Annotated in this window: 6 protein-coding genes; 4 read left to right on the forward strand and 2 right to left on the reverse strand. The window is 73.0% G+C overall.

Annotated features, from left to right (window positions below):
* Positions 1–221: 221 nt before the first annotated feature.
* Positions 222–2855, reverse strand: a complete 2634-nt coding sequence (locus QF034_RS21180; RefSeq protein ID WP_307176436.1) for a tetratricopeptide repeat protein — start codon at positions 2853–2855, stop codon at positions 222–224.
* A 231-nt stretch (positions 2856–3086) separates the two neighbouring features.
* Between QF034_RS21180 and QF034_RS21185 the strand changes: the two genes are divergently transcribed.
* The gene (locus QF034_RS21185; RefSeq protein WP_307176437.1) at positions 3087–6896 is read left to right on the forward strand and encodes an nSTAND1 domain-containing NTPase; all 3810 of its coding nucleotides are present in this window, start codon (positions 3087–3089) and stop codon (positions 6894–6896) included.
* On the opposite strand, the gene QF034_RS21190 is transcribed toward QF034_RS21185, so the two are convergent.
* Positions 6893–7795, reverse strand: a complete 903-nt coding sequence (locus tag QF034_RS21190) for a hypothetical protein (protein WP_307176438.1) — start codon at positions 7793–7795, stop codon at positions 6893–6895. The genes QF034_RS21185 and QF034_RS21190 overlap by 4 nt on opposite strands.
* A 244-nt stretch (positions 7796–8039) precedes the next feature.
* On the opposite strand from QF034_RS21190, the gene QF034_RS21195 reads away from it, so the two are divergent.
* The 3 genes from QF034_RS21195 to QF034_RS21205 all read left to right on the forward strand — a co-directional run bounded on the left by QF034_RS21195 (position 8040) and on the right by QF034_RS21205 (position 12496).
* Positions 8040–8393, forward strand: a complete 354-nt coding sequence (locus QF034_RS21195; RefSeq protein WP_307176439.1) for a hypothetical protein — start codon at positions 8040–8042, stop codon at positions 8391–8393.
* A 222-nt stretch (positions 8394–8615) separates the two neighbouring features.
* A complete protein-coding gene (locus QF034_RS21200) occupies positions 8616–10655 on the forward strand; it encodes a flavin monoamine oxidase family protein (protein ID WP_307176440.1) in 2040 nt (679 codons plus the stop codon).
* Entirely contained in the window at positions 10652–12496 is a 1845-nt protein-coding gene (locus tag QF034_RS21205; protein WP_307176441.1) for a thiamine pyrophosphate-binding protein, read from the forward strand. The genes QF034_RS21200 and QF034_RS21205 overlap by 4 nt, the downstream gene beginning before the upstream one ends.
* Positions 12497–12521: the final 25 nt, after the last annotated feature.

Below are 12521 nucleotides of genomic sequence, written 5' to 3' on the forward strand. Positions count from 1 at the left end.
CCAGGAGGGCGGGACGGCCCGAGCCCTCCCCTCGCAGGGTTCGGACCGCTGCCCCATGGCCCGTCCCGGCCGCGTCCTTGAGCCATTCGACCGCCGCACACCGTTGTTCGGCTGGCCCCTCACCAGCACCGAACAACCCCAGGGGACCGCCTGGATCGGGCCCGGACCCACGCGACCTCCACGGCATCCACTTCCGCCGATACGCTCCGGTGAGTGACTGTTCAGTCGGTGATGGCCCTGTGCCGCAGCCGGCGGTCTCGCAGCCGGTGTGCTGAGCGTGAGGCAGCCAGCGCCGCCTGCAAGCTGTCACGGCTGAGCAGGGTGTCAGGGTGGTCCGGGCCGAGGAGGCCGGTGCGGACGGCGAGGTTCTGCCGGTGGTGGTCGACCGCCTGCGCGTACTGACCCATGCCCTCCAGGGCGATGGCCAAGTTGTGGCGGCTGCCCAAGGTGTTCGGGTGGTCGGGGCCCAGAACGCGGAGGTAGGCGGTGAAGGCCTGCCGGTACAGGTCGGCCGCCTCCGCGTAGTGGCCCAGGCCTTCGAGGGCGTCGGCCAGGTTGTGGCGACTGCCGAGGGTATGGGGGTGGTCGGGGCCCAGGACGCGGGCGCGGTCGTCGAGGGTCTGCCGGTGCAGGTCGACCGCCTGCGCGTACTGCCCCATCCCGTCCAGGGCGAAGGCGAGGTTGTTGCGGCTGGCCAAGGTGTGGGGGTGGTCGGGGCCCAGGACGCGGGCGCGGTCGTCGACGGTCTGGCGGTGCAGGTCGACCGCCTGCTCGCAGTGGCCCATCGCGTTCAGGGCGTTGGCGAGGTTGTTGCGGCTGGTGAGGGTGTCGGGGTGGTCGGGGCCCAGGACGCGGGTGCGGTCGTCGAGGGTGTGCCGGTGGTGGTCGGCCGCTTGTGTGTACTGGCCCATGCCGTAGAGCGCGTTGGCGAGGTTGTTGCGGCTGGTGAGGGTGTCGGGGTGGTCGGGGCCCAGGACGCGGGTGCGGTCGTCGAGGGTGTGCCGGTGGTGGTCGGCCGCTTGTGTGTACTGGCCCATGCCGTAGAGCGCGTTGGCGAGGTTGTTGCGGCTGGTGAGGGTGTCGGGGTGGTCGGGGCCCAGGACGCGGGTGCGGTCGTCGAGGGTGTGCCGGTGGTGGTCGGCCGCCTGCGCGTACTGGCCCATCCCGTCCAGGGCTCTGGCCAGGCGGTGGCGGCTGGCAAGGCTGTCAGGGTGGTCCGGGCCCAGGACGCGTGTCTGTGCCTGGAGGAGGTGCCGGCTCAGCGCATGTGCCGACGCGTAGGTGCCCGCGTCGTACAGCACGTCGGCGAGGCGGTTGAGGGTGTCGGCCGTGTCGTCGAGGTCTTGTGGGGTCGTGGTGTGGTTCAGCAAGAGCGGGAGGTGAGGGGCGAGAAGGCGGGCGGTGGGCCAGCCGGAGCGCCCGGCGTCGGCGGTGTCGTCAGCGGCCTCGGCCAGCCGCGTGACCAGGGCCCGGTGCCAGACGGTGAGGTCGGAGGTCTCGCCTGTCAGGGCCAGGGCGCTGATCTCCCTCACCAGAGGGTGGAGTACCACCTGGGTGGGCGGGTCGTCATCCACCGTCGGTTGTGGCCGGGGGCTGGGATCTTCGGGCAGGCCGAGCAGGCCGTAGCGGTACAGGCCCGCCAGGGCGGCCTCGACGCCCGCGATGGTGGCCGACTGTCCTGTCGCAGCGTTGAGCAGGCCGGGGGTGATCAGGGACAGCGGGACGGGGGCCGGCGCCAGCAGGGCCAGGAGCCGGAGCAGCGGGCGGGCCGGCATGTGCCCTTCGGCCGCGAGCTGGTCCAAGGAGAGCTCCCAGGTGTGGCGGACCACGGTACGGGCGATGTCAGGGTCGGAGGCATCCGGGTGTTCGGCGCCCAGCAGCGTGCCCAGTTCGGCGTCCAGTGCCTGGCGGTAGCGTTCGAACGTCTGGTAGCGGCTGGTGGGGGTGGCCAGGTAGGAGCCGGCCGCGTGCAGGGCCAGCGGAAGCCTGCCCAGGCGCTCGGCCAACTCCTGCGCCTGTGCCTGGGTGCCGGCCCGGGCTGCCACATCCAGCAGCACCTGCCCCGCATCGGTCACGGCCAGCGGCTTCAGCGGCAGCAGCCGGGCACACCGCCCCCAGGTCTGTTCGCTGGTGTCCCGGCTGGTGATCAGTAACAGGCCCCGTCCGTGGGGGCGGATCCAGCCCCGGTAGTGCGCCACCGGCTCACCATCCGGGTCCACCGTCTGGGGCTCGTCGATGTTGTCCAGCACCAGCAGCCACCGCCGTGCGGAGGCGAGCTGCCGCCAGACCACATCCGGGAGACTCTGCTGCCCCGCCCGGGCAGCCTCCAGCTCCGCTTCCGACAGCCCGCAGGCCACCGCCACCCGGGTCATCTGCTGCGCCAGATCCACCGAGTCGCGCCATCGCACCCAGAACACATGCCAGCCGTCTTCTTCTGCCAGGGCGGCCAGCTGCGCGGCCACCGTGGTCTTGCCCAGCCCGCCGGCCCCGCAGACCACCGCCAGCTCATCCTGCGGTCGGCGCAGCATCCGGGTCAGAACGGCCAGCTCCGACCCCCGGCCGCGTATCCGCTCCACATGCGGGCGTCGCAGCGAGGCGTGCCGACTTCCGGCCAGCCGGTCCACCAGCGTCAGCCGCGTCGCAGGCCCTCCGGTGTCCAGGCGCCGGTCCCACCACAGCAGCCCCACAGCGGCCGCCAGCAGAACCGCGAAGACAGGCCATACCACCCACGGATCGGCGGCCCACCCGGGCACCGAGACACTCGCGTAATTGGTCACCAGTCCGAGGCCCGCCGTTACTACCGCCGCAGCGCCCATCACCGCGGACCCCGCCCACGCCCCCCGCCTGCGCGTCATCCCCACCCCCTCGTCCTCCACCACCATGCCTTCACCCGCGACCCGACAGGAGGAGTTCAGGAGCACTCATTCGAAGGAGTCCGAAGACGGTCACCGTGGCCGTCCGGGAACACACAGGAAGACGGCTCTGCCGGCCTGGAGGAACCGTGAGGATGGAGTGAACGCCCGTGTCGCGGCCGTCGATACGGCCGAAAGTCGGGGGAGGGCGTACGAGGTGAGGGGGGCGGGCACGTGCCGGGACCATCAGGGCCGGGCCGCGCCGAGGGCGAGCTGGATCCGGAGGGCGGGCCGGTGCAGCGGTTCGCGGCCGGGCTGCGTGCACTGCGCGAGTCCGCGGGCAGGCCGACGTACCGGGAGATGGCCCGGCGGGCGCGGTACGGGGTGACGACGCTGTCGCAGGCGGCGGCGGGCAGGCAGCTGCCCACCCGCGCGGTGACGCTCGCCTACGTCAGGGCGTGCGGCGGCGACCTCGCCGAGTGGGAGCGGCGCTGGCGCGAGGCGTCGGACGAACTGGCCGCCCAAAGTGCCGCCGACGACACCGCCCGGCCGCCCTACCGCGGCCTGACCCGGTTCGAACCGGGCGACGCCCACCTGTTCTTCGGCCGCGGCCAACTCGTGGAGCGGCTCACCGAGCTGAACCGCAAGCACCGCTTCACCGCCGTCTTCGGCCCCTCGGGGAGCGGCAAGTCGTCGCTGCTGCGGGCCGGCCTGATCCCCCTGTTGCGGGCGGCCGGCGACAGCGACGCGCCGCCCGCGGCCGTACGGATCCTCACCCCCGGCGCCGATCCGCTGCGCACGCACGCCGAGCGGCTGGACCCCGTGCCCGGCACCGACGCCGACACCTGGCTGATCGTCGACCAGTTCGAGGAGCTGTACACCCTCGGCGCCGACCCGGCCGACCGGGACGCCTTCATCGACCGACTCGTCGCCGCCACCGCCGCCGGCAGCGGGCTGCGCGTCGTCATCGCCGTGCGGGCCGACTTCCTCGGCCGGTGCGCCGAACACCCCGGTCTCACCGCCGCGTTGCAGGACGCCACGCTGCTGGCCGGGCCGATGAGCCGGGCGGAACTGCGGGAGGCCATCGTCCGCCCGGCCGCCGCGTCCGGACTGATCGTCGAACGCGCCCTGACCGACCGGCTCCTGGACGAGGTCGAGGGCGCCCCCGGCGGACTGCCGCTGATGTCGCACGCCCTGCTGGAGACCTGGCGCCACCGCAGCGGCCGGACCCTGACCGAGGCGGCGTACGAGGCGGCCGGCGGACTGCACGGCGCCGTCGTACGGACGGCCGAGCAGGTGTACGGAGAACTGAGCGCACCGCAGGCGGAGCTGGCGCGCCGGATTCTGCTGCGCCTCGTCGCGCCCGGCGACGGGACCGCCGACACACGCCGCCCCGCCGACCACGCGGAGCTGGACTTCGGCGACCCCGCCGACACCCGGGTGGTCCTGGAACGGCTGGCCCGGGCCCGCCTCATCACCTTCGACGACGGCACCGCCGACCTTGCCCACGAGGCGCTCATCACCGCCTGGCCCCGGCTGCGGACCTGGATCGACGCCGAACGCGACCGGCTGCGCGTCCACCGCGCGCTGTCCGAGGCGGCCCGCACCTGGCAGGACCTCGGCCAGGAGAACGCCGCGCTCTACGCCGGTTCCCGGCTGTCCGCCGCCCGCGACGCCTTCCCGGCGGCCGGCGCCGCGCCCGGCAGTGACGAACTGACCCCGTTGGAGAGGCGGTTCCTCACCGCCTCGCTCCGCCGCCGGCACCGCGCCGCGCTCCTGCGCCGCACGGTCGTCGCCGTACTCGCCGCGCTCGCCCTGCTCGCCACCGGCACCGCCGTCGTCGCCCTCCAGGCCCGCGCCACCGCGCAGGCCGAACGGGACGACGCCGTGTTCGGCGGGCTCACCGCCGAGGCCGACCGGGTCCGCGACACCCACGCCGGGCTGGCCGCCCGGCTCGACGTGGCCGCGTACCGCATGCGCGCCACCCCGGACCTGCGGACCCGGCTGGCCTCGGACGCGGGCCGGGTCCTGGCCACGCGGCTGCCCGGCTTTGACGGGGGCGGTAGCTCCGTGGCGTACGCGCCCGACGGCCGCACCCTGGCCGGCGGCGGCCACGACGGGACGGTCCGGCTGTGGGACACGGGCGGCAGGGCGCTGGGCGCACCGCTGCGACTCGGGACGGACCGGGTCGGCGCGGTCGCCTTCGCACCGGCGGGCCGCGATCTGCTGGCGGCCACCGGCGAGGGCGGCGTCATCCGCCTGTGGGACGTGCGCGACCGGGAGCACCCCCGCGCCCTCGGCCGCCCACTGGTGAGCCACGACGGGGAGAACATCGTCTCCGCCGCCTTCGCCCCCGACGGCCGCACGCTGGCCACGGCCGGCGACGACGCCACCGTACGTCTGTGGGACCTGGCCGATCCGGCCCGCCCCGCGCCGCTCGGCAAGCCCGCCGTAGCCGACGACTCGGACGACCGCAGCGTCCGCGCGGTCGCCTTCGCCCCGGACGGGAAGACCCTGGCGACGGCGGGCTACGACGCCGCCGTCCGGATGTGGCGGTACGGCGGGATCGACGGGCTCGCACCGCTCGGCAAGCCCCTGCGCGCCCACACCGCCCCGGTCTGGACCCTGGCCTTCTCGCCCGACGGCCGCACGCTGGCCACCGCCGGTTTCGACGAGACCGTACGGCTGTGGGACGTGTCCGGCCCGGGCCGGCTCACGCCGCTGGGCGAACCGCTCACCGGGCACACCGCGCCCGTCATGTCGGTCACGTTCAGCCCCGACGGGGAGACCCTGGCGAGCGCCGGCGAGGACGACGCGCCGCTGCTGTGGAACGTGGCCAACCCCGCCTATCCGCAGCGGCTCGGGGAGCCGCTGACCGGGCACACGGAGCCGGTGTGGGAGGTCGCCTTCAGCCCCGACGGCCGCACCCTCGCCAGCACCGGCGCCGACGGCGGCGTCCTGCTCTGGCACCGGCCGCCGACGGTGCTCACGGACTTCACCAACCCGGTGACCGCCGTCGCCTACAGCCCCGACGGACGCCTGCTCGCCGCCGCCAGCACCGACGACGGTCTGGTCCGCCTGTGGGACGTACGCCGCCCGGACCGCCCGCGCCGGCTACCGCGCCCGCTCGCCCACGAGGACCGGGTGCTCGCCGTCGCGTTCGCGCCGGACGGCCGTACGGCGGTCAGCGGCTCGGCGGACGGCACCGTACGCCTGTGGGACGTCTCCACGCCCGACCGCCCGGCCCCGCTCGGCGCACCCCTGCGCGCACACGACGGGGAAGCCCACGCCGTCGCCTTCGCGCCGGACGGCCGCACCCTGGCCACCGGCGGCGCGGACGACACGGTCCGGCTGTGGGACGTACGGCGACCGGACCGCCCACGGCCGCTCGGCGCCCGCTTGCGCGGCCACACGGACACCGTCACCTCCGTGGCCTTTTCCCCGGACGGTCGCCTCCTGGCCACGGGCGCGGAGGACGCCACGGCCCGCCTGTGGCACGTGGACGGCGACGGGGCGCGGGCCCGGCCCGCGGGAGCCGCCCTCACCGGCCACGACGAGTCGGTCGAAGCGGTGGCCTTCGCCCCGGACGGGAGGACCCTGGCGACGGGCAGCGACGACCGCACGGTGCGGCTGTGGGACGTACGGGACGTCGAAGGAGGCGACCGCGCCCGCCCGTTGGGAAAGGAGCTGACCGGACACCGCGCGGCGGTCCGGGCCCTGTCCTTCGCCCCGGACGGCAGGACGCTGGCGACGGGCAGCGGCGACCACACGGTCCGCCTGTGGGACGTGTCCGACCCGGCCCGGGCCGAGCCGGCCGGACAGGAACTCACCGGCCACCTCGACACCGTCACCACCGTCGCGTTCAGCCCGCGCGGCGACACCCTCGCCTCCGCCGGCTACGACCTCACGGCCCGGGTGTGGACGCTGGACGCCGACCGCGCGGCGCAGTACGTCTGCGCGCACACCGGCGGGATCCTGACCCGGTCCGACTGGCGGCAGCACCTGCCCCAGCTCGGCTACCGGGAGGCCTGCGAAGAACGTTAGGGCAGGGTGAACTTCAGTACGGCCCCGTCCTTGTCGTGCGCCACGACGGTCGCCTTCAGGGCGTCGCCGAAACCGGCCTCGCCACCCGCGCCGCCGAGCTGCATCAGGGTGCCCCCCGACTGGAAGGTGACGTAGTCGTCCGCCACGGAGACGTGCACGCGCGTGCCGTCCGCCGTGATGTCCGCCGTGGACGTCACCAGCACCTCGCACGCACCGTCCGCGCAGGCCCGGTAGTTCTTGCCGTCCGCCGCCTTCGGCAGGGGGCCGGCCGGCGCGGGCGAGGACGTCTCCCGGCCGGCGGGCTTCCAGCCCGGGGCGCACTGCTCGGCCCGCTCGTACGCGGCCCCGAGCCGTGGATCCTTCGCGGCGAGCGCGGGCAGGTCCGGCTTGGGCGGGGTGAGGGACCGGACGAGCTCGTCGACGTCCTCGGCGCTGCCCGCGGCGTCGTCGACGGCCATGGCCGGTGACATCCCTTCGAGTTCCGTGGCGACACCGGTCACCTTCTTCCGCAAGGCGCCGAGCAGCCGGTCGGCCGCGGGAACGCCCGACGAGCCGAGTTCCTCCAGTCCGCTCTGCACACGGTCGACCGCCGACGGGGTCGAGGAGAGATAGCCGATGGCGCCGGCCCGGGCGACGAGATCCCCCTCGTCGGCGCCCCGGATCTCCTTCACGTCGGCGGCGCTCTTTGCCCGCAGGTTCTTGAGCGCGACCGTCGACTCGCACAGGCCGCCGACCCATTTCACCAATTCCCCGGACGGCGACCGCACCGGCGTCGGGGACACTGTTCCCTTTCCGGCCGAGCCGTCCGCCCGGTGCGCCTCGTCCGCCGCGCCCCCGCACCCTCCGACGGCCAGCACCATCCCGGCGACCACCACGACGACGCCCCTGCTCCCGCCCATCCGAGACCCCTCTCCCTGCCGCGACCAACCGGTACCGCAGGCCCCAGTCCATCCGGTGGGCGGATTGTTCGGCCACCCGTTCCGCGGCCCGAACAACCCCGGATCGGGACGCCCGCCCGATCTGCGTCCCTTTCACGGAACCGGCACAATCCCTTTCCGTCCCCCATTCGCCATTCGACGGTGTGTCACTGCCGGGCTGATAGGTTGGATTTGACCGCGAAGCAATTTCATAGAACGGGGTGTCATGCGTAAGAAGGTAATGGGCGCACTGGGTGTCGTGGTGCTGGCGGGTCTCGCCTTCTCCTCAACTCCCGCGGTGGCCGCGGCGACCGCTTCTTCGGGCGATGTGTCCGTGAGTGCCGCCTGCTCGCGCGGAGAAAAGGTGAAGGCGCGGGAAAGCGTCAAGATCCGCAAGACGAAGAGCATTTCGGGAACCGCCCTCGGGCTCTTCCCGAAGGGGAAGAACGCTTGCAGCCTCAAGAACGAGAAGGCCAAGTGGTACGACAGCAAGTGCGGTCAGGGCAGCGACCAGTTCGACTACATCAACTACCGGGGCACCAAGGGCTGGGTGCCCACGACGTGCATCGTGCTCGACTGAGCCGGCTCCGCTGACCCGAAGGGGCCCGTTCCGAATCCGGGGCGGGCCCTTTTGCCTCCCGCGGCACACCGGTCCCAGGATTTCCACATTCCATAAGTGAATTATTGACGGGCGTAACGGGTCGCAAGTCGAAATCCCGTCAGGCGATGCGGTCGGCGTTTTCCGGACTTTGTCTCCGGAGGAAACCGCGAAATCGTTTCGGCATATCTACGATCGAAAGCTATGACCGACTTACCCCGGGACGACTCGGCCGCCCGTGCCCGCTGGCAGACCTGCCTCAGGCTCGCCCGTGAACTCCTCCTCGTCGGGCCGGACGGCTCCGACCTCAAACTCGGCTATCTGCACACCCTGATCGACACGGGCCGCCTCGGCCCGACCCCGCACCCGCGCAAGAAGATCCTCGTCATCGGCGCCGGCATCACCGGCCTCGTCGCCGGCCGGCTGCTCAAGGACGCCGGACACGACGTCACCATCCTGGAGGCCAACGCCGGCCGGGTCGGCGGACGCATCAAGACCTTCCGCGCCACCAAACACCAGCAGCCCTTCGACGACCCGGCCCAGTACGCCGAGGCCGGTGCCATGCGGCTGCCTGACTTCCACCCGCTCGTCCTCGCCCTGGTCGACAAACTCGGGCTCGGCCGCCGCCAGTTCTACAACGTGGACGTGGCCCCCGGCACCGGCAGCGGCCCCGACGTCCCCGTGCCTCCGGTGACGTACACCTCCTTCACCGGCCGCACCTGGACCTACGGCGACGACAGCCCCGGCTTCCGCGAACCCGGCAAGCGCGGCAACTCCTGGATCCGCGCCAACCGCACCCAGGTGCGGCGCGCCGACTACGCCGCCGGTCCCGAGCGGATCAACGAGGGCTTCCACCTCACCGACGACGAGGTCCGCGCCCCCGTCGTGAAGATGGTCGACGACGCCCTGGAGTGCGTGCGCGACTACTACTCCGACGTCGTCGACGGGCGGCGCGTCAACAAGCCCTTCGAGGAGTGGGTCGAGGGCTGGGCCCGGGTGATCCGCGACTTCGACGGCTACTCGATGGGCGGCTTCCTGCGCGACCACGCCGGGCTCAGCGACGAGGCGATCGAGGCCGTCGGAACGCTGGAGAACATGTCCTCGCGGCTGCACCTGTCGTTCTTCCACAGCTTCCTGAGCCGCAGCGACATCAACCCGGGTGTCCGCTACTGGGAGATACCCGGCGGCAGCTGGCGCCTGCCGCACGCGCTGCACCAGGGGCTGCGCGACGAGGTGCGGCTCGGCCACCGCATGATCCGCCTGGAGTACCACGACCCCAGTCGCGACACCGACCCCGAGGGCACCGGCGAGGTCGGGCCCGACGGGTGGGGCGTGGCCGTGCAGACCGTCGCCGAGAACGATCCACAGGCCCCGCCGCGCCTGTGGACGGCCGACCTGGCGATCGTCACCATCCCGTTCTCCGCCCTGCGCTTCGTGGAGATCGTCCCGTCGATGTCGTACAAGAAGCGCCGCGCGGTCATCGAGACCCACTACGACCAGGCCACCAAGGTGCTGCTGGAGTTCAGCCACCGCTGGTGGGAGTTCACCGAGGACGACTGGCGCGACGAGCTCGACCGCATCGCGCCCGGCCTGTACGAGTACTACCGGCTGGGCGGCCAGGTGGACGCCGAACCCGTCCTGACGTTCGCCGGGCCGGGCACCGATCTGCTGGCCGCCGCCGTCAAGGACAGCAGCGTCACCGAGGAGATGCGGCAGCTCAACAGCACCATGCCGCTGCGCGGCCCCGCGCTGCGCCCCGCCACCCACTGCTTCGGAGGAGGCTCGGTCACCGACAACCCCAACCGGTTCATGTACTACCCGTCGCACCGGGTCGAGGGCAGCACCGGCGGTGTAGTGCTCGCCTCGTACTGCTGGTCCGACGACGCCGCCCGCTGGGACTCCATGCGGAGTTCGGAGCGCTACGTCTACGCCCTGCGCAACCTCCAGGCCCTGCACGGCCGCCGCATCGAGGTGTTCTTCACCGGCCGGGGCGCCACCCAGAGCTGGGCCCGCGACCCGTACGCCTTCGGCGAGGCCGCCATCTACACCGCCCACCAGATGACCAGCTTCCACCTGGACGTCTCCCGGCCCGAAGGCCCCGTGCACTTCGCCGGGGAACACACCTCCCTCAAGCACGCCTGGATCGAGGGCGCCCTGGAGAGCGCCGTGCGTGCCGCCCTCGCCGTCCACCAGGCCCCGCCGGTCACCACCCCGGGCGCGGACCGGGACGGGGGCCGCTCATGAGCGCGATCGACCCCGGGTGCACGGTCGCCCGCTACCTCGCCCTGCGCCTGGCCGAGTTGGGCATCACGCACCTCTTCGGCGTCCCCGGCAACCACCTCGGCCCGTTCCTGACCACCCTGCGGGCCGAGGGCGACATCGAGTGGGTCGGCACCCCCACCGAGGGCGGCGCGGGCCAGGCCGCCGACGCCTACGCCCGGATCCACGGCATCGGCGCGGCCGCCGTCACCTACAGCGTCGGCGCGTTCAACCTCCTCAACGCGTGCGGCGGCGCCTACGTCGAACAGGTCCCGCTCGTCGCCGTCAACGCCTCCCCGCCCTACGAGCAGTGGCAGAACTACCGGGCTGTCGGCCTGCTCACCTCGCACATGAGCCCCCGCCCGGAGAGCAACCTGGACGTCTACCGGCAGGTCACCGTGGACGCCCAGGTCATCTCCAACCCGGGCCTCGCCCCCGGCCAGATCGACGCTGCGCTCACCGCGTGCCTCTCCGAGCGCCGGCCGGTCTACCTGGAGGTCATGGAGGACCTCTGGGACGAGCCCTGCCCGGAGCCTCAGGCGCCGATCGTCGCCCGGGAGCGGCCGCTGAGCGCGCGCAACCAGCCCATGCTGGACCACGCCGTGCATGCGGTCCTCACCCTGGTCGAGGAGCATCCCGGTCCGGACGGCAGGCCCCGCCCGATCGTCTGGGCCGGCGAGGAGATCGACCGGTTCGGGCTCGGCGGGCAGCTCACCGACCTGGTGGAGGCGACGGGCGTGCCGTTCTGCACCACCGTCGGCGCCAAGGCCGTCGTCGACGAGGACCTGCCGCAGTTCCACGGCGTCTACAACGGCGGCGCCAGCCACCCGGACGTGCACGCCGTCTTCAAGGACTGGGCCACCTGCCGCATCGGGCTCGGCGCCTGGTCCACGTCGAAGAACCTCGGCGGGGAGCAGTGCGTCGGCGACGACTGGGTGATGGCCGCGCACGGCGGCGTCAGCGTCGGCACGACCTACTTCCCCGACGTCCAGCTCACCTGGCTGCTGCCCGCCCTCCAGGACGCGCTGGTGAAGGCGTACGGCTCAGGGGGCCTGGCCGCCGACTACTACGCGGAGTCCTACGCCCACCACGGGCCGCGCGGCGACCGCCCCGCGGCCCTCGAACACCACCGCGCCTCGCTCCTGACCGCCGGTTCGGCAGCCCGGCACGGGGCCGGCCGGCGCCTCACCTACGACGCCGTGTTCGACCGGGTCAACCACTTCCTGAACCACGAGACGCGGGAGGACTGGACGGTCGTCTCGGACGCCGCGTTCTCCCTCATCGGCTCGATGAACCTGTCCCTGCCGGCGGGCGGGTTCCTGTCGCAGGTCAGCTGGCTGTCCATCGGCTGGTCGGTCGGCGCGGCCACCGGCGCCGCGCTCGCCCCCGAGCGCGGCGACGCCCGCCCGATGGTGTTCGTCGGCGACGGCGCCTTCCAGGAGACCTGCCAGGAACTCTCCACGCACACCCGGCACGGGCTGCGGTCGGTGGTGTTCGTCATGGACAACGGGCACTTCTACGGCGTCGAGCAGATGCTGGTGCATCCGCGGTACTACGCGGACGAGGACGCCACCGAGGCGGACTTCTACAACGTCCTCCACCCCTGGCACTACGACCGCCTCGCGGACGTCTTCGCGGGCAAGCACACCCCGGCGCACGGCGTCACCGTCGCGCACACCGCCGAACTCGACGACCTCCTGGACCGCCTCACCGACCCGTCCGACTCGTTCAACGCCGGCCCGCTCCTGGTCCGCGTGCACCTGCACCGCCACGACTACCCGAGGGCGATGGCGTACAAGGTGCCGAAGTCCTCCCAGACCCGGTAAGTCCCGTCGTCCGTAAGCCCGGTTA

It is taken from the genome of Streptomyces africanus (assembly GCF_030816955.1).
GTDB classification, from domain to species: Bacteria; Actinomycetota; Actinomycetes; order Streptomycetales; family Streptomycetaceae; genus Streptomyces; species Streptomyces africanus.

What these genes read in the sequence shown, in the direction of transcription:
- QF034_RS21180 (WP_307176436.1), bottom strand. Translation starts at nt 2,855, where the DNA reads ATGACGCGCAGGCGGGGGGCGTGGGCGGGGTCCGCGGTGATGGGCGCT.
- QF034_RS21190 (WP_307176438.1), bottom strand. Translation starts at nt 7,795, where the DNA reads ATGGGCGGGAGCAGGGGCGTCGTCGTGGTGGTCGCCGGGATGGTGCTG.
- QF034_RS21195 (WP_307176439.1), top strand. Translation starts at nt 8,040, where the DNA reads ATGCGTAAGAAGGTAATGGGCGCACTGGGTGTCGTGGTGCTGGCGGGT.
- QF034_RS21200 (WP_307176440.1), top strand. Translation starts at nt 8,616, where the DNA reads ATGACCGACTTACCCCGGGACGACTCGGCCGCCCGTGCCCGCTGGCAG.
- QF034_RS21205 (WP_307176441.1), top strand. Translation starts at nt 10,652, where the DNA reads ATGAGCGCGATCGACCCCGGGTGCACGGTCGCCCGCTACCTCGCCCTG.